The sequence below is a fragment of the Streptomyces atratus genome (assembly GCF_900119365.1).
GTDB lineage: Bacteria > Actinomycetota > Actinomycetes > Streptomycetales > Streptomycetaceae > Streptomyces > Streptomyces atratus_B.
On record NZ_FPJO01000007.1, the window covers coordinates 170,941 to 188,202 of the forward strand.

At 71.5% G+C, this 17,262-nt stretch carries 19 protein-coding genes; 8 read left to right on the top strand and 11 right to left on the bottom strand.

Translation table 11 applies throughout. The features are described 5' to 3' along the window. Positions 1 to 4: 4 nt before the first annotated feature. Entirely contained in the window at positions 5 to 562 is a 558-nt protein-coding gene (locus BT364_RS15110) for a hypothetical protein (RefSeq protein ID WP_072485661.1), read from the bottom strand. Positions 563 to 722: 160 nt separating this feature from the next. Between BT364_RS15110 and BT364_RS15115 the strand changes: the two genes are divergently transcribed. Continuing rightward, positions 723 to 1,334 carry a hypothetical protein gene (locus BT364_RS15115; RefSeq protein ID WP_072485822.1) on the top strand — a complete coding sequence of 204 codons (612 nt, stop codon included), beginning with the start codon at positions 723 to 725 and terminating at the stop codon, positions 1,332 to 1,334. A 43-nt stretch (positions 1,335 to 1,377) separates the two neighbouring features. Here the strand turns inward: BT364_RS15115 and BT364_RS15120 are convergent, their stop codons facing one another. Together BT364_RS15120 and BT364_RS15125 are read right to left on the bottom strand one after the other, a co-directional pair. Then, a complete protein-coding gene (locus tag BT364_RS15120) occupies positions 1,378 to 3,765 on the bottom strand; it encodes a protein serine/threonine kinase AfsK (protein ID WP_177328135.1) in 2,388 nt (795 codons plus the stop codon). A gap of 161 nt (positions 3,766 to 3,926) precedes the next feature. Continuing rightward, the gene (locus BT364_RS15125; RefSeq protein WP_072485662.1) at positions 3,927 to 4,754 is read right to left on the bottom strand and encodes a VOC family protein; all 828 of its coding nucleotides are present in this window, start codon (positions 4,752 to 4,754) and stop codon (positions 3,927 to 3,929) included. Positions 4,755 to 5,088: 334 nt separating this feature from the next. Here BT364_RS15125 and BT364_RS15130 point away from each other — a divergent pair, with 334 nt between their 5' ends. Continuing rightward, positions 5,089 to 5,736: a TetR family transcriptional regulator gene (locus BT364_RS15130; RefSeq protein ID WP_072485663.1), complete on the top strand. Its 648-nt coding sequence runs from the start codon at positions 5,089 to 5,091 to the stop codon at positions 5,734 to 5,736. A 169-nt stretch (positions 5,737 to 5,905) separates the two neighbouring features. Here BT364_RS15130 and BT364_RS15135 read toward each other — a convergent pair whose 3' ends face one another. Further along, positions 5,906 to 6,394: a nitroreductase family deazaflavin-dependent oxidoreductase gene (locus tag BT364_RS15135; protein ID WP_072485664.1), complete on the bottom strand. Its 489-nt coding sequence runs from the start codon at positions 6,392 to 6,394 to the stop codon at positions 5,906 to 5,908. Continuing rightward, the gene (locus BT364_RS15140) at positions 6,394 to 7,647 is read right to left on the bottom strand and encodes an acyl-CoA dehydrogenase family protein (RefSeq protein WP_072485665.1); all 1,254 of its coding nucleotides are present in this window, start codon (positions 7,645 to 7,647) and stop codon (positions 6,394 to 6,396) included. The genes BT364_RS15135 and BT364_RS15140 overlap by 1 nt, the downstream gene beginning before the upstream one ends. A gap of 163 nt (positions 7,648 to 7,810) precedes the next feature. Here BT364_RS15140 and BT364_RS15145 point away from each other — a divergent pair, with 163 nt between their 5' ends. Further along, a complete protein-coding gene (locus BT364_RS15145) occupies positions 7,811 to 8,980 on the top strand; it encodes a thiolase C-terminal domain-containing protein (protein ID WP_072485666.1) in 1,170 nt (389 codons plus the stop codon). A 147-nt stretch (positions 8,981 to 9,127) separates the two neighbouring features. Here BT364_RS15145 and BT364_RS15150 read toward each other — a convergent pair whose 3' ends face one another. Next, positions 9,128 to 9,406 (bottom strand): type II toxin-antitoxin system Phd/YefM family antitoxin, encoded by a 279-nt coding sequence (locus tag BT364_RS15150; RefSeq protein ID WP_072485667.1) that lies wholly within the window; start codon positions 9,404 to 9,406, stop codon positions 9,128 to 9,130. Between the two features lie 86 nt (positions 9,407 to 9,492). Between BT364_RS15150 and BT364_RS15155 the strand changes: the two genes are divergently transcribed. Beyond that, positions 9,493 to 10,158 carry a pyridoxine/pyridoxamine 5'-phosphate oxidase gene (locus BT364_RS15155; RefSeq protein ID WP_072485668.1) on the top strand — a complete coding sequence of 222 codons (666 nt, stop codon included), beginning with the start codon at positions 9,493 to 9,495 and terminating at the stop codon, positions 10,156 to 10,158. 24 nt (positions 10,159 to 10,182) lie between these two features. On the opposite strand, the gene BT364_RS15160 is transcribed toward BT364_RS15155, so the two are convergent. Continuing rightward, a complete protein-coding gene (locus BT364_RS15160) occupies positions 10,183 to 10,371 on the bottom strand; it encodes a ferredoxin (RefSeq protein ID WP_072485669.1) in 189 nt (62 codons plus the stop codon). Positions 10,372 to 10,414: 43 nt separating this feature from the next. After that, positions 10,415 to 11,608 (bottom strand): cytochrome P450, encoded by a 1,194-nt coding sequence (locus BT364_RS15165; RefSeq protein WP_072485670.1) that lies wholly within the window; start codon positions 11,606 to 11,608, stop codon positions 10,415 to 10,417. A gap of 214 nt (positions 11,609 to 11,822) precedes the next feature. On the opposite strand from BT364_RS15165, the gene htpX reads away from it, so the two are divergent. The 3 genes from htpX to BT364_RS15180 all read left to right on the top strand — a co-directional run bounded on the left by htpX (position 11,823) and on the right by BT364_RS15180 (position 14,056). Continuing rightward, positions 11,823 to 12,764 carry a zinc metalloprotease HtpX gene (htpX, locus tag BT364_RS15170; protein ID WP_072485671.1) on the top strand — a complete coding sequence of 314 codons (942 nt, stop codon included), beginning with the start codon at positions 11,823 to 11,825 and terminating at the stop codon, positions 12,762 to 12,764. An 81-nt stretch (positions 12,765 to 12,845) separates the two neighbouring features. Further along, positions 12,846 to 13,430, top strand: coding sequence for a PspA-associated protein PspAB (gene pspAB / locus BT364_RS15175; RefSeq protein WP_072485672.1), 585 nt, complete (start codon positions 12,846 to 12,848; stop codon positions 13,428 to 13,430). A 38-nt stretch (positions 13,431 to 13,468) separates the two neighbouring features. Further along, the gene (locus BT364_RS15180) at positions 13,469 to 14,056 is read left to right on the top strand and encodes a DUF1707 SHOCT-like domain-containing protein (RefSeq protein WP_072485823.1); all 588 of its coding nucleotides are present in this window, start codon (positions 13,469 to 13,471) and stop codon (positions 14,054 to 14,056) included. A 185-nt stretch (positions 14,057 to 14,241) separates the two neighbouring features. Here BT364_RS15180 and BT364_RS15185 read toward each other — a convergent pair whose 3' ends face one another. After that, complete coding sequence (locus BT364_RS15185) at positions 14,242 to 14,661, bottom strand: Zn-ribbon domain-containing OB-fold protein (protein WP_072485673.1); 420 nt, start codon at positions 14,659 to 14,661, stop codon at positions 14,242 to 14,244. Continuing rightward, positions 14,658 to 15,110: a DoxX family protein gene (locus BT364_RS15190; RefSeq protein ID WP_072485674.1), complete on the bottom strand. Its 453-nt coding sequence runs from the start codon at positions 15,108 to 15,110 to the stop codon at positions 14,658 to 14,660. The genes BT364_RS15185 and BT364_RS15190 overlap by 4 nt, the downstream gene beginning before the upstream one ends. 212 nt (positions 15,111 to 15,322) lie before the next feature. Between BT364_RS15190 and BT364_RS15195 the strand changes: the two genes are divergently transcribed. Further along, entirely contained in the window at positions 15,323 to 16,510 is a 1,188-nt protein-coding gene (locus BT364_RS15195; RefSeq protein WP_072485675.1) for a flavin-containing monooxygenase, read from the top strand. Between the two features lie 134 nt (positions 16,511 to 16,644). Here BT364_RS15195 and BT364_RS15200 read toward each other — a convergent pair whose 3' ends face one another. Beyond that, positions 16,645 to 17,220, bottom strand: a complete 576-nt coding sequence (locus BT364_RS15200; protein ID WP_072485676.1) for a TetR/AcrR family transcriptional regulator — start codon at positions 17,218 to 17,220, stop codon at positions 16,645 to 16,647. Between the last annotated feature and the right edge of the window lie 42 nt (positions 17,221 to 17,262).

Genomic DNA, 17,262 nt, shown 5'->3' on the forward strand with positions numbered 1-17,262 from the left:
TGGCTCAGTAGCTCAGCTCGGCCTCGACACGGCACTTCTTCACCTTGGAGACCTTGCGCGGGTTGTCCATCCGCACGGAGACGGTCTTGGTCTCGCCGCCCTCGACGTCCACGGTCGCGTCACCGGTGTCGACGGTGTTGCCCCGTGCGTCGAGGAAGGTCACGTCGACCTCGTACGTGTGCGAGCCGGAGGCACCGGCGTCGGCGGTGAGCCTGACGGTGGAGGTGGTGACGGCCTTGCGCTTGCCCTTGCGGGGCTGGGCGCAGCGCAAGACGTACGCCTGGGGCGCGTCGGACGCCGTGGCGCTCGGGGTCTCCGTCGCGTAGTCCGTACCGCCGGAGGAGCTGCTCGACGAGTCGTAGTCATCGTCGTCGTAGTCGCTGCTGTCATAGCTGCCGTTGCTCTTCTTGGAGTTGGAGCAGCCACCGCCGCTGCTGCTGCTGCTCGACCCGCCGCTCTTGCTCTTGCCGCTGCGGCCGCCGCTGCTGGAGGTCGAGAAACCGGTGAGGGCGAGTACCACCACGACCAGTACCGCGGAAAGCTTTATGTGCTGCCGCATCATCGATGCAGCCCCCCTTGTGTTGTTGTCCGTTTCTGCAGTTGTCGAACGACCGTGCGTCACGCTAGCGCAAGGTGGCGGGGGCCAGGGGCCGGGCGTAGCGTCGAGGCCGAGAGCGGTGCAGAGCTGTGACGCCGGTCCGCGCACGCGCAGGAGGCCGATGATGATCCGCAACGTCCTGGGCTCGGTGCTCGCTCTCGCCGGAGCGGCGGCCGCCGTGCTGAGCCCCTTCCGTGACTGGTACGACGGTCGCCTCGGGCGTCACTACCGGATCGAGGAGCTGTTCACCGGCATCACCGCGGGGCGGCCCGGTCCGCTGGGCTCGATCCTGCTCGCGTTCCTCTTCGCCGCCCTGCTGACGGTGGTCGGTGTGGTGCTGCGGTCGCGGCTGCTGGTGGCGGCCGCGGGTGTGGTGGTGCTCGGGTTCACCGTGTTGTGGATGGTGCGCCAGGGACAGGCGCTGGGCAGTCTGGCGGTCGCGGGGGACGGTTCCGGGCTGCGGTGGGGAGTGGCCGAGGCGGCGGCGGGCGGGGTGCTGCTGCTGGTGGGTGCGGCGGTGATGTCCGGGCGGCGGCCCGCTCGCGGGACGCACGATCAGCCGTACAAGGCGCCCGGCTCGGAGAACCCGGACACCTGGCCGCCGACGCAGGAACCGGGGCCGTCCGTGCAGACGAGCACGCTGCCGGAGCCCGAGCCGGAGCTGTACACGGGGCCGGACCCGGCGGCCCACCACCCGGACGAGGGCCCGGACGCGGACGGGCGCCCGCGCCGCTGAGACCCGCCGCGCCCCGGCTTCGCAGCGGACGGCCCGACGCGGTCTACGTCCTGGCCCTGCCGCCCGTACCCGTGCCCTTCAGCGCGTCCAGCGCGTACACGCAGCGGTCCTTGCTGCACGCGTACACGACGCCGCCCTGCGCCACCGGCGACCCCGTGATCTCGCCGCCCGTCGCCAGCTTCCAGCGGAGCTGGCCGCCCGCCGCGTCCAGGGTGTACAGGACGTGGTCGGCGGAGCCGAAGTGGACCCGGCCGTCGGCGACCACCGGGGCGCCCACCACCTCGCCGCCCGCCGCGAACCGCCACTTCGGGGTGCCGGTGACCGCGTCGAGCGTGTACAGCGCGCTGCCGCTGCCGACATGGACGTTTCCGGCCGTCACCAGGACCGGTTCGATCGACTGGCGGGCCTCCGTGGCGATGCGCCAGCGGTCCTTGCCGGTCGAGACGTCGATCGCGTACACCGTGCCGAGGTAGTCGGCGAGGTACACACCGCCGCCGGTGACGGCGGGGCCGGACGCGAACGCGGGCGGGGAGAGGAAGACGGCGGGCGACTCGAAGTGCCAGCGCACATGGCCGGACACGTTGTCCACGGCCAGGACCCGGGCCCCGGCACTGACGTAGACGAAGCCGTCCGGGGCCGCGGTCACCCGGACCGGCACACCGCCGCAGGAGGTCGCGTCGCCGATGGGGTACGACCAGCGCTCGATGCCGGTACGGGCGTCGACGGCGCGCAGCCGGGCGTCCTGCCAGAGGTAGACCGTGCCGTCGTGGATCGCGGGTCCGGCCTCCGCCGTCTCGAAGTCGGTCTGCGCACCGCCGCTCTCCCACAGCTTCTCGCCCGTGGAGGCCTCCCAGGCCTGTACGCCGCCGCCCCGGGTGCCGGTGACGACGGTGCCGCGGTCGGCCTTGAGGGAGTAGACCCAGGCGTCCGTCTGGAGCCGCCACCGCTCGGCGCCGGTCGCCGCGTCCAGGGCGTACAGGGACGGCCCGTCGGAGGCGTGGATGCGGCCGCCCTCGACGGCCATCACCCAGGCCACGTCCCGGGTCTTGAACTGGCGGCGCCCGTTGCCGACGTCCAGGGCGTGCACCTCGAACGACGTGACGTAGAGGAGGTCCCCGGCGACGACGGGGGTGCCCCAGACGTCGTTGGACATCCGGAACCGCCAGGGCCGCCAGCGGTCCGGGCCGGGCGGGGGCTCCGGCGGTTGCGCGGGTCCGGGCACAGGGGCGGTCGGGGCGGAACCGTTCACCCCGGCGGGCGGGCGCACCCAGCCGGTCGCGGGGCCGGCGTCCGCGGTGGCCGTGGCGGTGGCCCGTACGTCCTGGGCGCGCGGGCCGGGGCCGATCGGCACCTTCGCACCGGGCAGCCGCACCGGACCGCCCCCGTCGGGCGCGGGAGCCGGGCCGGGATGCGGGCCGGGATGCGGGCCGGCGGCCGGGGAGCGCAGGTCTCCGCCGCTGCGCCAGGCGGCGTCCCGGTCGGCGCCCGGCGGCTGCGGGGGCGGCGGCGGTACCGGGGCGGGCGCGGCGGTCTTCCGGCCGCCGCGGCGCTGCTCGATCATCGCGGTGGCGGAGGTCGGCAGCCACGCCGAGGCCGTACCGCTGTCGTCGCCGCCGGAGGCGAAGAGGTGCGGGGCGAGCTGGGCCTGGAGGTCGGCGGGGGTGGGCCGCAGCCCGGCGTCCATCTGCATGCAGGACTCGATCAGCGGCCGCAGCTCGCCGGGCAGACCCTCCAGGTCGGGGCCTTCGCGCAGCAGCATGAAGACCGTCTCGACCGGGTTGGCGCCGTGGAAGGGCGCATGGCCGGTGGCGGCGAAGACGAGGGTGGAGCCGAGCGAGAAGATGTCACTGGCGCCGGTGACGCTGCGCGAGTCCCTGGCCTGTTCGGGCGACATGTAGGCGGGCGTGCCCACGGCGACGTTCGTCATGGTCAGCCGGGTGTTGGAGACCCCGGACGCGATCCCGAAGTCGATCACCCGGGGGCCGTCCTCGACGACGAGCACGTTCGACGGCTTCATGTCGCGGTGGACGAGCCCCGCTCCGTGAATCGACTGCAGCGCCTCGGCGATACCGGCGGCCAGCCAGCGCACCGCCTGGACCGGCATGGGCCCGCACTCACTCAGTATCTCTTCCAGCGAGGGGGCCGGCACATAGGCGGTGGCCAGCCACGGCACGGCGGCGCGCGGGTCTGCGTCCACCACCGCGGCCGTGTAGAAGCCGCTGACGGCGCGGGCGGCCTCCACCTCGCGCGTGAAGCGGACCCGGAACAGCTGGTCCTCGGCGAGCTCCGTACGGACCGTCTTGATCGCCACGCGCCGGCCCGAAGCCGAGCGGGCGAGATAGACCAGCCCCATGCCGCCGGCACCGAGCCGTCCCAGCACCTCGAACGGGCCGATCCGCCTCGGGTCGTGCTGCGTCAGCTGCTCCACCACTTGCCCTGCCACCTCCCCGTACGGGCCTCAGGAACAGAAGCCCGCGAAAACCCGCCCTGTACGGCGTCTCACCACTGGGCACCACCCGGCGGTGCGCACCCCCGATTCTTCCTGGCTGAGGCCCTGGTTGCGAACCCGGGGGCGGATCGGGGTGTCACAGCTCACTCTGCCCCGTTCTCGGACACAGGGGGCTGAAGTACGGCGAAGACGGCGCCCTGATCGTCCTGGAGGACCGCCATCCGCCCGTACGGAATGTCGAAGGGCGGCGCGGAGATCCGGCCGCCGAGGCGTACGGCGTGCCCGGCCGCGCTGTTGCAGTCCTCGACGGCGAAGTAGCTGAGGAAGTAGCTGGGCAGCTCCGCCGGGAAGGCGTCGGTGATGACGCTGCGGCCGCCGACCGCGGTGTCCGGTCCGGGCTCGGTGCCCGCCGGCGACCACATCCGGAAGGCGGGAGTGGACGCGGCAGCGCCGGGTTCGGTGTCCTGGAAGGGTTCGGCGTCCTGGGCGAGGTCGGTTCCCTGGAAGCCGAAAACCTCCTCGTAGAAGGCGTCCACCCGGTCCTTCTGGCGGGTGTGGACCTCGGTCCAGCAGAAGGAGCCGGGTTCGTTCTGCTTCTGGAAGCCCTCGCGGTCACCGGCCTGCCAGAGTCCGAAGACCGCTCCGCCGGGGTCGGCCGCCTGGGCGAGGACTCCGGCCCGGCCGGCCCGGACCGGCTCGGTGATCACCTGGCCGCCCGCCTCCCTGATCCGGGCGACGGACGCGACGATGTCGTCGGTGGCGAAGTAGACCCCCCAGGCGGTCGGCATCCGGCCGTCCTGCTTGGCGGCGAGCGCGGCGACGAGCTTCCCGCCGCTGTAGGCGTCCGCGTACGGCCCCTCGCCGGCCCGGAAGGTCCAGCCGAACAACTCGCCGTAGAAGCGCTTGCCCGCTTCCAGGTCGGGAAGCTGCGCATCCACCCAGCACGGCGCGGATCGCGCGAATGCGGCCATGGGCCCGGGTCCTTCCGTGATCACGCGTCGCTCGCGATTCGTGACAGTGAGGCTCGTCACAGCAAACGTAACCGCGGGTCGCGCCCATCGCCCCCCGACCCGTCACCATCGAACTGATTTTCGATAAACCCCGGTGGAAGACTTCCATGCTCACGGCTTCACGGAAAGTTATCCACGGAAGTTATCCACAGGCTGTTGATAAGACTTATCGCTTCGTGGTTCACTCCGGGTGCGCATACGTCGAAATCCGGCCACTACCCCCGCCGCGTCTGCGGTGATCCCCATTTGCAGTCGGCCGAATCGCGCTCCGATCACCCCTCGGTAAGCTGACGGCATGACAGGACAAGTGCGCACCGTCGACGGCCGCGTGGCCGGTCGACGCGGACAGGCGACGCGGCAGAAGCTGCTCGACTGCCTCAGCGAGATGCTCAGCTCCTCACCGTACCGGGACGTCAAAGTCATCGACGTCGCCCGGAAGGCGGGGACTTCACCCGCGACCTTCTACCAGTACTTCCCCGATGTCGAGGGCGCCGTCCTCGAGATCGCCGAGGAAATGGCCAAGGAGGGCGCCGGGTTGACCGAACTGGTCGCCGGCCGCTCCTGGGTCGGCAAGGCCGGCTGGCAGACAGCCGAAGAACTGGTCGAGGGATTCCTCGACTTCTGGCGGCACCACGACGCGATCCTGCGCGTGGTCGACCTCGGTGCGGCCGAGGGCGACAAACGGTTCTACAAGATCCGCATGAAGATCCTGAACTCGGTCACCAACTCCCTCACCGATTCGGTGAAGGAGCTCCAGGCCAAGGGCAAGGTCGACAAGGAGGTCAGCGCCGCGGCGATGGCGGGCTCGCTGGTCGCGATGCTGGCCGCCGTCGCCTCGCACCAGAAAGGCTTTACGACCTGGGGCGTGAAGCAGGCCGAACTCAAGCCGAACCTCGCCCTGTTGGTGCATCTGGGGATCACCGGCAGGAAGCCGACGAGGTAGCACCGGCGCCGACGGCCCCGCCCCCACCGGGGTATCGCGCGGCCGTCCCGGGCGCCCCAGGTCCTGTCTCACCGACGGCGGGCCACGCATGTGGTCCGCCGTCGGTGCACCCGGACCGTGCCGGGAGCCGCCCCGCTCAGGCGTCGCCCCGCTCAGGAACCACCCACGTTCAGGAACCGCCGCGCCCGCGCAGTCTGAAGAGCCGGATCTCCCGGTCGACCCGCTCCTGGTAAGTCGCGTACGGCGGCCAGAACTTCAGCGCCGCCCGCCACACCTCGTCCCGCTCGGCACCCTCCAGCAGCGTGGCGCGCACCGGAATGTCCCGGCCCCGCCAGTTGACGACCGCCTTGTCGGGACCGGCCAGCAGATTCGCGGTCCAGGCCGGGTGCCCCGTACGGCCGAAGTTGCTGCCGACCAGAATCCAGCTCTGCTCCGCCCCCTCCTCCGGCATGCAGGCCAGCGGAGTGGTTCTGAGCTGCCCGCTCCTCGCCCCCGGCACCGTCAGGATCAGCCCCGGCAGCATCCGGGAGCTGAGCAGCACCTTGCCGCGCGTGAGCCGGTGCACCGTACGGTCCATGGCGGGAACGACATGCGGGGCGATCCTCGCGAACGCGCGGGTGGAGGAGACCTTCTGGATCAGCCGGACGCCGGGCGCCATCAGACCGCCACCCGTCCGGCCGACCTCGAAGCAGTCGGCCCCGAAGCGGTCGACTCCGGAGCAGCCGGCTCCATCGCCGATCCCGCGAACAGCCCGGCCCGTTGTGCCGCGTGGTCGCGGAGCCGGTGGACGGGGCCGAAGAGCAGTTCGTCGGCCGCGGCCCGCTTGAAGTACAGATGCGCCTCGTGCTCCCAGGTGAAGCCGAGCCCGCCGTGCAGCTGGACGGCCTCGGCGGTGGTGGTCCGGAGCGCCTCCAGGGCCTGGGCGAGGGCGAGCCCCCCGGCGTCGGCCGGGTCCCAGGCCGCGTAGTACGCCGCGGAGCGGGCCGCCTGCACCTGTACGTACAGGTCCGCGAGGCGGTGCTTCACCGCCTGGAAGGAGCCGATCGCCCGGCCGAACTGCTCGCGCGCCCCGACGTATTCGACCGTCCGCTCCAGCGCGCTCGCCGCCGCCCCCACCGCCTGGGCGGCGAGCAGCGCGGCAGCCGGGTGACCGGCCGAGGCGAGGGCGCCGGTGACGTCCACGGCGTCGTCCGCGCCGAGGAGTTCGGCCTCGGTGTCGCGGAGTTCGATCCGGGCCAGCGGGCGGGTCTCGTCGAGCGAGGTGCGGCGGGTGCGGACGACTCCGGCCGCCGTGTCCGGGCGGACCAGGAAGAGGAGCGTACGGCTGCGCGGGAAACCTCCGGCGTGGGCCGCGACCAGGAGGAGTCCGGCGCTGTGCCCGTCGAGGACCTGGGCGGCTTCCCCGTACAGCCGCCAGCCCTGCGCGCCGGTGACCGGCCTGGCCTGCATGCCACCCGCCCGGCCGCCGCCCGCCCAGGTGCCGTCGGCGGAGTCGGCGGTGAGGCCGAGGGCGGTGGCGAGCGAGCCGCCGGGGACGGCCAGGGTCGCGGTCAGCCCACCGGCCGCGATGCGCGGCAGCAGGGCGGTGCGCTGGGCGTCGGTGCCGAGTGCGGCGATCAGGGGCGCGGCGAGCGCGGCGGTGGCGATCAGGGGCGAGGGCAGCAGGGCGCGGCCGGTCTCCTCGCAGGCGACGGCGAGCTCGGTGAGGCCGCAGCCGACGCCTCCGTACTCCTGCGGGAGGGCGAGTCCGGGCAGCCCGAGGTCCTGGGCGAGGCGTCGCCACAGCTCCGCGTCGTACCCGTCGGCGGTGCGCGCGGCGCTCTTGACGTCGTCGGGTGCGCACTGTGCGGCCAGCAGCTCGCGCAAGGTGCGGCGGATCTCGTCCTGTTCCGCGGTGAAGGCGGCATCCATCGGCGGACTCCTTCCCCTCAGGGGCCGGAAGCCCCTGATCTGACGGTGCGTCATGCTAGGGCCGAATCCCCGAGATGCCCAGAGCCGCGCACGGGAGGTAGTGGAAGATCCCCACCCCGCCGGACGGTCCCCCCGCACACCGATCTGATGTACCGTCAGATTCATGCCTTCTTCCCACCGCAAGGTCGCTGTCGTCGGCATATCCCTCGCCGACTGCGGACGCGTCGAGACGGCCACGCCGTACGCCCTGCACGCCCAGGCCGCCCGTCGGGCGCTGGCCGACTCGGGGCTGGACCGGTCCGTCGTCGACGGTTTCGCCTCCGCCGGACTCGGCACGCTCGCCCCGGTCGAGGTCGCCGAGTACCTGGGCCTGAAGCCGACGTGGGTGGACTCCACCGCGGTCGGCGGCTCGACCTGGGAGGTGATGGCGGCCCATGCGGCGGACGCCATCGCGGCGGGGCACGCCAATGCCGTACTGCTGGTGTACGGCTCGACGGCACGCGCGGACATCAAGGCGGGCCGCCGGACCTCCAACCTCTCCTTCGGGGCGCGCGGCCCGCTCCAGTTCGAGGTGCCGTACGGGCACTCGCTGATCGCCAAGTACGCGATGGCCGCCCGCCGTCACATGCACGAGTACGGGACGACCCTGGAGCAGCTCGCCGAGGTCGCGGTCCAGGCGCGGGCGAACGCGGCGGCCAACCCGGACGCGATGTTCCGGGACCCGGTCACGGTGGACGAGGTGCTGTCGGGGCCGGTGATCGCGGACCCGTTCACCAAACTGCACTGCTGCATCCGCAGCGACGGCGGCTGCGCGGTGCTGCTGGCCGCCGAGGAGTACGTACCGGACACGGCGAAGGCGCCGGTGTGGATCCTCGGCACGGGCGAGCACGTCTCGCACTCCACCATGTCCGAGTGGGACGACTTCACGGTCTCCCCGGCGGCGGTCTCGGGCCGCCTGGCGTTCGAGCGGGCCGGGGTGCGGCCCGCGGACATCGATCTCGCCGAGCTCTACGACGCGTTCACCTACATGACGCTGGTGACGCTGGAGGACCTGGGTTTCTGCGCCAAGGGCGAGGGCGGCGCGTTCGTGGAGAAGGGCCGGACCGGGCTCACCGGCGAGCTGCCGGTGAACACCGACGGCGGCGGCCTGTCCGCCTGCCATCCCGGGATGCGCGGTCTGTTCCTGCTGGTGGAGGCGGTACGCCAACTGCGCGGCGAGGCGGGCGAACGCCAGGTGCGCAGAGCGGGCGGCCGGCTTCCGGAACTGGCGGTGGCGTCGGGGACGGGCGGCTGGTTCTGCTCGTCGGGGACGGTGGTGCTGGGGCGGGGGTGAGGGGGCTAGGCTCCGCGGCCGCCGGTCACACCGGGACGACGGTGAGGGCCCCCTCCAGCCCTTTGAAGTCGGCCGCGTTGCGCGTATAGAGCGGCAGCCCCCTGACCGAGGCGATGGACGCGATCATCAGGTCCGCGTCATGCCGCCTCAGCCACGCTCGCACTCCCACGGGTCGTCGTCCCCGACCCGGTCCTCGGCCCCGAAGAACGCATCGGCCTCGCGGCGCATCTGCGCGCCGTCCACACGGGGCAGCCGACGGTGCCTGGCCACCAGCTCTTCGGAGCTCAGCTGCCGTTTCCGGGTGAGCGGCCGCAGTTCGGCGACCTCTATGCCGTTGCGGGTGATGTGAAAGACCTCGCCCGCCTCCACGGCGTTCATGACTTCGGCGCAGTTGTTCCGGAACTCGCGCTGGGTAATGGCCTTCATACACACCAGAGTGGCCCTGCGTGTCCCCCATGCGCTACACCGACCACCCCTCCCGCCCCGTACCGGCCATACGCTGCAATGGGGGCATGACCGACGCACACCAGAGCTTCCTGGACCTGCTCCATGCCCAGCGTGTCTGGGACGTGGAGCTTCCCGGCTTCGATCCGGCCGCCGCGCCACCCACCCCGCTCCCCCTCTTCCACCGCTGGTTCGCCGAGGCGGTGGCCGCCGGGCAGGTGGAGCCGCACACGATGTCGCTGGCCACGACGGACGGCGAGGGGCACCCCGATGTGCGGACGCTGATGCTGCACGACGTGGACGAGCGCGGCTGGCACTTCGCCACCCACCGCACCAGCGCGAAGGGCCGCCAGCTCGCCGCCCGGCCCTGTGCGGCGCTCGGCTTCTACTGGCCGGCGCAGGGCCGGCAGGTACGGGTGCGGGGTCCGGTCACCGAATGTGCGCCGGCCGAGAGCCTGGCCGATCTGCACGCCCGCTCGACCGGTGCGCTCGCATCGGCGCTGACCGGCTCGCAGAGCGAGGTGCTGGGCTCGCTGGAGGAGCTGACCCGCACCGCCGACGCCGCCTGGGAGCGGGCACGGGCCGAACCGGACGCGCAGGTCACGAGCTGGACCCGGTACGTGGTCGAGGCGCGGGAGGTCGAGTTCTTCCAGGGCGACGCGGCGCGCAGACACGTACGGCTGCGCTACCGCAGGCAGGACGCGGGCTGGACCCGGGAACTGCTCTGGCCGTAGGGCCGTGCCCGCCCGGCCTGCCCGTCAGCCGAGGCTGATCGCCTGCACCGGGCAGACCCGGACGGCCTCCTTCACCGTGGCGCCGTCCAGGGCCTCTTCGTAGCCGGGCAGCAGTTCACTGAACCCGTCGTCGTCCTGGGTGAACACCTTCGGCGCGGTGAGCGCGCACTGGCCCGCGCCGATGCACCGGTCCTTGTCGATACTGATCCGCATTCCGGCAGAACCTTCCGGTCGCATTCCGATCACCATGTTCCGATCACCATGTCACGGGTAGTTCGAACAGCCCCTGGATGGTGTCACCGGGCTTGAACGGGATTTCTTCGGCGGGTACCGCGAGCCGCAGACCGGGAAGACGGTCGAAAAGCGCGGGCAGCGCGATCTCCAGCTCGGCCCGGGCCAGATTCTGTCCCAGGCACTGATGGATTCCGAAGCCGAAAGCGACGTGATTGCGCGCGTTCCGGCCGAGGTCCAGTTCGTCCGGGGACGGATAAACGGTCTCGTCCCGGTTGATCACCGACGTGGTCAGGATGACACCGTCCCCCGCACGGATGGTCACCCCGCCCACCTCGATGTCCTCGACCGCCACCCGGGAGATTCCGTCGGCGATGGACAGGAAGCGGAGCAGTTCCTCGACCGCCGAACTCATCAGGCCCTCGGATTCACGCATCCGGGCCAGCTGATCGGGATGCTGGAGCAGCGTGAACGTACCGAGCGAGATCATGTTCGCGGTCGTCTCGTGCCCGGCGATGAGCAGGATCTGGGCCAGCCGCACCAGCTCGTCGTGGTCCACTCCGCCCGTCTCCAGCTGCTTGACGATGAGCTCGTCGAGCAGCCCTTCGCCGGGGGCGGCCCGCTTCTGCTCGATCAGCACCCGGAAGTAGTCGTCGAGCTCGTCCCGCGCCGCCTCGACATCCGCGGCCGCCGGGCCGCGGAGCAGCTTGCGCGACTGCGCCTCGAAGAACTCGTGGTCCTCGTAGGGCACCCCGAGCAGGGCGCAGATGACCATGGACGGTACGGGCAGGGCGAAGGCGTCGACCAGATCGGCCGGCGGGCCCTGCTCGGCCATCGCGTCGAGCAGCCGGTCCACGGTCTCGTGGATCTGCGGCCGGAGCGCGGCCGTCCGCCTGACCGTGAAACTCGGGATCAGCATCCGGCGCTGGGCGTTGTGCTCCGGGTCGTCCACGCCGAGCAGTTCGACGCGGCGCAGGGTGCTCGAAGCCACCCGCTCGGCGAAGAACGGGAACGCGGGGTTCTCCCGGTCGGACGACAGCCGCGGGTCCACCAGGAGCGAACGCGCTTCGGCGTGCCCGGTCACCAGCCACACCGTGCGGCCGTCGAAGAGCCTGGCGGGAGACACGGGCCGCTGCCCCCGGTGCTCGCGATATCCCGTCGGCGGGTGGTAGGGACAGGTGCGGTTCTGCGGAAAGGAGACGGTCTCGGCGTCTACCATGGCGGACCTCGCAAAGAGATGGGGGAGTCCTACCGATCTCCGCCCACTAGATGCCTCGGGCACCTAATGGGTCCAGGTGTTGTTCGGCCAAATCTCCTCGGGGAGATCCATTTTCCGCCCGCCGGACCGAGCGGGCATTTCGAGCCACCCGATTGCCTCCGCGTTCCTCGCGAAAGGGGCAAGATGGAAGGCATCAGGGTGACTGGAGGCGAAAATGAGCCGACCCCTTTCCCGCACCCGCACCGGCACGCGTGCCCGTTCCCGTTACGCCCCGGACAGCGGGCTGACCACACGCATGGTCGGCACCATGTTTCTGATCGGCCTGTTGTACGTGGTCCTGGTCGGCGTGCTGCTCGCCGTGCTGCGCGGCGCCTGGCCGATCATTCTGATCTTCGTGGGCGGCATGTTCATCGCGCAGTTCTGGTTCAGCGACCGCATCGCGGCGTTCAGTATGGGCGCCCGTGAGGTCACCCCGGAGGAGGCGCCGGAACTGCACGGCGCGGTCGACCGGATCTGCGCTCTTGCCGATATGCCGAAACCGCGCGTGGCCATCGCGCAGAGCGACGTGCCGAACGCCTTCGCGACGGGCCGCAGCGAGAAGACCGCCCTCGTCTGCGCCACCACCGGGCTCCTGCGCAGACTGGAGCCCCCGGAGCTGGAGGGTGTGCTCGCGCACGAGATGTCGCATGTCGCGCACCGCGATGTCGCCGTCATGACGATCGCCTCGTTCCTCGGTGTGCTCGCCGGCATCATCACCCGGGTCGCCCTGTGGGGCGGGCTCTCCCGCAACAGCCGCAGCAACGACCCGATCGGCATCGCGATCATGCTGATCCCGCTGGTCAGCGCGGTCGTGTACGCGCTGAGCTTCCTGCTGACCCGGCTGCTCTCCCGCTACCGCGAGCTCTCCGCCGACCGCACCGCCGCCCTGCTCACCGGCCGCCCCTCCGCGCTCGCCTCCGCCCTGACCAAGGTGACCGGTCAGATGGCCCGCATCCCGACCGAGGACCTGCGCAAGGCGCAGCCGTACAACGCCTTCTACTTCGTCCCCGCGTTCTCCTCCAAGGAGAGCCTGAGCCGGCTGCTCTCCTCGCACCCGACCCTCGAACAGCGCCTGGACCAGCTGGCCCGCATCTCCGCCGACCTCGCCCGTCCGTGAGCAACGCCCGAAGCGACGCCCGGACCGACGCCCGAAGGAACGCCCCGAAGGAACGTCCTCCCCGTCCGCAAGGAACGCCCCATGGGTCTTCTCGACACCATCCTCGGCCGCAGCAAGCCGGTCCGCCCCGACCTCGACGAGCTCTTCGCCGTACCCTCCGCCGCCCTGACTCTCCAGGCGGGCGCGGGATTCACACCGACCGGTCTCGGCTCGGTCTGTTTCGCGGGCGTCGAGGGCGGCGCCTTCGCCCGCCTCCAGCAGGACGTACGCGAACTGCTCGACGCCGACACCGGCCGCGGCGGCCTCCCGGTGGAGTTCAGCCAGGACGCGTACGGCTACACCTGGCTGCTCTCCCGCCGCCCGGCCGACGACACCGCCACCCTGGTCAACGACCTGCACGCGGTCAACACCCTGCTCCAGGACGGCGGGTTCGGCCCGCACCTGCTCTGCTCGCTGGTCGGCTTCCGGGACGAGCGGGGCCGTCCGCTGGCCCTGGTCTATCTCTACAAGCGCGGCACGTTCTACCCCTTCGCCCCGCTGCCCGGCGGCGGCGAGAAGCGGGACAACCAGCTGGAGTTGCAGGTCAGGGCGGTACTCGGGGACGACCTGCGGATGGAGAAGGACCTGGCCCGGTGGTTCCCGGTGTGGGGGGCGCCGGGGCTGTGAAGGCAGCGGCGGGCTCCCCCGCCCGTATCATCGCTTCCATGACTGCTGAGCCCGCCCGTTCCGCCGCCCGTATGCGCGCTTCGGATGCCGATCGCGAGGCGGTGGTCGAGCAGTTGCGCGAGGCGGCCGCCGAGGGCCGTATCGACATGGACGAGCTGGACACCCGGCTCGGGCAGGCGCTCTCCGCCAAGACGTACGCCGAACTGGCGCCCCTCACCGAGGACCTGGTCCCCATCGAGGTGGCCACCGGTGAGCCGCTGGTCCTCAAGGGCGGCATGCACGGCGTGACGCGCTCGGGCGTCTGGAAGGTCCCCCCGGTGATACGCGCCCAGGGCGGCATCGGCGGCGTCCGGATCGACTTCACCCGCGCCGAGTGCCGGCTGCGCGAGATCGCGCTGGAAGTGCGCGGCGAGATGGCCGGAGTGAAGATCGTGATCCCGGAGGGCTGGACCGTGCACACCGACAACCTGGACCACGGACTCGGCGGCCTGAAGGACAAGACCACCGACGCGCGGACCCCCGGCGCCCCGCTCCTCCGGCTGACGGGCTCCTGCGGCATGGGCGGTGTGGTCGTACGCCACCCGAACTTCCGCGAACGGCGCAAGCTGCGCAGCATCGAATCCTGAGTACGCGTACCCAGTCCCGACCGGGTGACCGCGCCCATCCGCCGCGCTCCCCCGGCCGCATACCGTCCCCCGTATGCCCGAGGAGACCGCACCCGCCGACACCACGCCCGCCCCGACCCCCGCCCCGGCCTGGTCCAGGTCCGCACAGCGGGAGAAGTAGGGCGCGCCTGTCCGGCGCAGCGCACTCAGCAGTCCCCGGGGTGGAAGACCGCAACGGCCTCCTCCCCCTCCGCCCGCCGGAAGCCCACCCGCAGCGCCATGCCGATGGCGAGAGCGGACTCCTCGCACCCCACGATCTCCGTCATCATCCGCGGCCCCTCGGCCAGGTCGACCACCGCGGCGACGTACGGGACACGGGCGCCGAACGGCGGCAGGTCGTTGCGGTGGACGACGGACCAGGTGTAGAGCGTGGCGTCCCCGCTCGCCGGTTCCCAGGTGACGTCCTCGCTCCAGCAGTGCGGGCAGAACTCGCGCGGGTAGTGGTGCGCACGCCCGCAGGCGCGGCAACGGCGCAGCAGCAACTGCCCCCGGGCGGCGGCGTCCCAGTACGGGCGGCTGAAGGCGTCGGGCTCGGGGAGGTCGAAACGTACGGCGGCCGCGGTCACAGGAAGAGTCCGATCGCTTCGTCGAGGGACCAGGTCTGCCAGGACATCGCGAACAGCGCGACGAGCGAGATGAGCGCCATCATCGCGTTCTGCCCCTGCTCCGCCCAGTCGTGGATCATCAGCACCAGATAGAGAAGGTTGAGGAGGAGCCCTGCGACCAGTGCGACAGGGGTGAGGAACCCGGTGATCAGGCCGAGTCCCAGGGCGAGTTCGGCGTACACGACGATGTAGGCCATGGCCTTGGGGCGCGGGGCGACGATCCGCCGGAATCCGGTGCGTACGGCCGCCCAGCGGTGCTTGCCCGCGACGTCCGCGGCCCAGGCGATGCCCGTACCGCGCTCGAACCAGCCCTTCTTGTCCTTGTGCCGCCAGCTCTCCAGCCACCACAGGCCGAGGCCTATCCGGAGAACGGCGAGCCACTCGGCTCCGCCGAGCCAGATCGTCTGCATGGGGCCTCCCGTGGCCTCCCGTTCACTGAATCTGACGGTACGTCAGTTCACCCGATGACGAGCGACTCGCGCAAGAGGTGCGCAAGGAGTGCCCATTAAGCGAGCAAGAGACGGCCGCGATCCATCAAAAGGCTTTCACGCGTGATCAATTCGCAATCGATTCCGGTCTTGACCGAGACCCATCAACCGGGTGCGCGATTACGCTCCGAACCATGCCCGACAGCGCGCTTACCGCCGGTAGCTCCATAGCGGCCCAGACCGACCTCACCGAGGACCGGCCCGTATACGTCATCGGTGGCGGTCCCGGCGGTCTCGCCGCCGCCGCGGCCCTGCGCGAGCTGGGCGTACGGGCGGTCGTGCTGGAGAAGTCCGGGAACGTGGGAGCGTCCTGGCGCCGTCACTACGACCGCCTGCACCTCCACACCACCCGGCGCCGGTCGGCGCTGCCGGGGCTCGCGATGCCGCGCCGGTTCGGACGCTGGGTGTCCAGGGACGATGTGGTGCGCTATCTGGACAAGTACGCCGAGCACCACGAACTGGAGGTGGTGACGGGCGTCGAGGTGTCCCGGATCGACCGCGCCCCGGACGGCAGGAACTGGCAGCTGACCGCGACCGGTGGCCGGGTGCTGACCGGCCGGGCCGTCGTCGTCGCCACCGGCTTCAACCACACCCCGCGCATCCCCGACTGGTCCGGCCGCGACTCCTTCACCGGCGATCTGCTCCACGCCTCCGACTACCGCAACCCCGCCCCGTACGCGGGCAAGGACGTCCTGGTCGTCGGTATCGGCAACACGGGCGCGGAGATCGCCGTCGACCTGGTCGAGGGCGGGGCGTCCCGGGTACGGATCGCCGTGCGCACCGTGCCGCACATCGTGCGCCGCTCGACCGCGGGCTGGCCCGCCCAGTCGACCGCCGTCCTGGTGCGCAGGCTGCCGGTCCGGCTGGTCGACCGGGCCGCGGGCCTGATGGCCAGGGTCGCCGTGCCCGACCTCGCCGCCCAGGGCCTGCCGCGCCCGGACACGGGCCTGTACTCACGGGTCAAGGACGGCGCCATCCCGGTGCAGGACGTGGGGCTGATCGACGCGGTGAAGCGCGGCCGGGTGGTGCCGGTGGCGGCCGTCGAGTCGTTCGACGGGGACGCGGTGGTGCTGGCCGACGGCGAGCGGATCACCCCTGACGCGGTGATCGCGGCGACCGGCTACCGGCGGGGGCTGGAGGGGCTGGTCGGTCACCTGGACGTACTGGATGCCCGGGGCCGGCCGGTGGTCCACGGCGCCCGCACCCCCAAACGGGCACCCGGCCTGTACTTCACCGGCTTCACCAACCCGATCAGCGGGATGCTGCGCGAACTGGCCCTGGACGCACGGAAGATCGCGAAGAGGGCGGCGCGCCGGGGCTGAGGCCGCACGGACCGCCGCTCCTGGAGTGATCGCCATGCCGATACCCGCACACGCTCTCGCCCCCCTGCGCCGCGCAGTCCGCCGCTTTCGCCACCGCTCCGGACCCAGGTGAATCCGCACGGCAGATCTGGAGGTTACGACGTCACGATGCGTTCGACCGCGGCCTCGACGAGCTGTTCGCGCTCGGCCTCCGAGAACACCCCTGGCAGGGTGAGCTGTTCGACGATGAGCCAGTTGAACGCCAGATAGAGCAGCCGGACGGCAGTCGCGTCGCCGGGCAGACCGGACTGCTCGTGGTAGGCCACGTTGGCGTCGACGTCCGCACGGACCCGCTCGGTCAGCACCGCGCGCAGCTCAGGACGCCGGGTGGCTTCGAGGCGAAGTTCCAGCAGCGCCAGATAGCCGGTGCGGAAAGCACTGATCCGGCCGACCAGCTCGTGCATCAGCATCGTGTAGGTCTCCCGGCCCGGCGCGCTCGCCCGCTGGCGTTCGATCGTCGCCTCATCGGGCTGGAGCCGTTCGTAGACCCGAGCGCCCGCTTGGGTGAGCAGGTCATCGCGGTTGGCGAAGTAGTTGGAGGCCGTGCCGACGGGCACGGCGGCTTCGGCGTCCACAGCCCGGAAGGTCAGACCTCGCGCTCCCTCTTTGGCAAGCACCTCGATCGCGGCATCAACGAGGGCGGCCCTTCGCTCGTCGTTCCTGCGCACCATTGACACCACTCCATCCGTAGTACTACCTTCAAGCCACTACAT

Excerpts from the sequence above, each read along its gene's own strand:
- BT364_RS15135 (WP_072485664.1), bottom strand. The coding sequence starts at position 6,394 with ATGGCGCCCGGCGTCCGGCTGATCCAGAAGGTCTCCTCCACCCGCGCG.
- BT364_RS15200 (WP_072485676.1), bottom strand. The coding sequence starts at position 17,220 with ATGGTGCGCAGGAACGACGAGCGAAGGGCCGCCCTCGTTGATGCCGCG.
- BT364_RS15190 (WP_072485674.1), bottom strand. The coding sequence starts at position 15,110 with ATGCAGACGATCTGGCTCGGCGGAGCCGAGTGGCTCGCCGTTCTCCGG.
- BT364_RS15155 (WP_072485668.1), top strand. The coding sequence starts at position 9,493 with ATGACCGACGCACACCAGAGCTTCCTGGACCTGCTCCATGCCCAGCGT.
- htpX (WP_072485671.1), top strand. The coding sequence starts at position 11,823 with ATGAGCCGACCCCTTTCCCGCACCCGCACCGGCACGCGTGCCCGTTCC.
- BT364_RS15160 (WP_072485669.1), bottom strand. The coding sequence starts at position 10,371 with ATGCGGATCAGTATCGACAAGGACCGGTGCATCGGCGCGGGCCAGTGC.
- pspAB (WP_072485672.1), top strand. The coding sequence starts at position 12,846 with ATGGGTCTTCTCGACACCATCCTCGGCCGCAGCAAGCCGGTCCGCCCC.
- BT364_RS15115 (WP_072485822.1), top strand. The coding sequence starts at position 723 with ATGATCCGCAACGTCCTGGGCTCGGTGCTCGCTCTCGCCGGAGCGGCG.
- BT364_RS15130 (WP_072485663.1), top strand. The coding sequence starts at position 5,089 with ATGACAGGACAAGTGCGCACCGTCGACGGCCGCGTGGCCGGTCGACGC.
- BT364_RS15125 (WP_072485662.1), bottom strand. The coding sequence starts at position 4,754 with ATGGCCGCATTCGCGCGATCCGCGCCGTGCTGGGTGGATGCGCAGCTT.
- BT364_RS15195 (WP_072485675.1), top strand. The coding sequence starts at position 15,323 with ATGCCCGACAGCGCGCTTACCGCCGGTAGCTCCATAGCGGCCCAGACC.
- BT364_RS15180 (WP_072485823.1), top strand. The coding sequence starts at position 13,469 with ATGACTGCTGAGCCCGCCCGTTCCGCCGCCCGTATGCGCGCTTCGGAT.
- BT364_RS15150 (WP_072485667.1), bottom strand. The coding sequence starts at position 9,406 with ATGAAGGCCATTACCCAGCGCGAGTTCCGGAACAACTGCGCCGAAGTC.
- BT364_RS15165 (WP_072485670.1), bottom strand. The coding sequence starts at position 11,608 with ATGGTAGACGCCGAGACCGTCTCCTTTCCGCAGAACCGCACCTGTCCC.
- BT364_RS15145 (WP_072485666.1), top strand. The coding sequence starts at position 7,811 with ATGCCTTCTTCCCACCGCAAGGTCGCTGTCGTCGGCATATCCCTCGCC.
- BT364_RS15140 (WP_072485665.1), bottom strand. The coding sequence starts at position 7,647 with ATGGATGCCGCCTTCACCGCGGAACAGGACGAGATCCGCCGCACCTTG.
- BT364_RS15110 (WP_072485661.1), bottom strand. The coding sequence starts at position 562 with ATGATGCGGCAGCACATAAAGCTTTCCGCGGTACTGGTCGTGGTGGTA.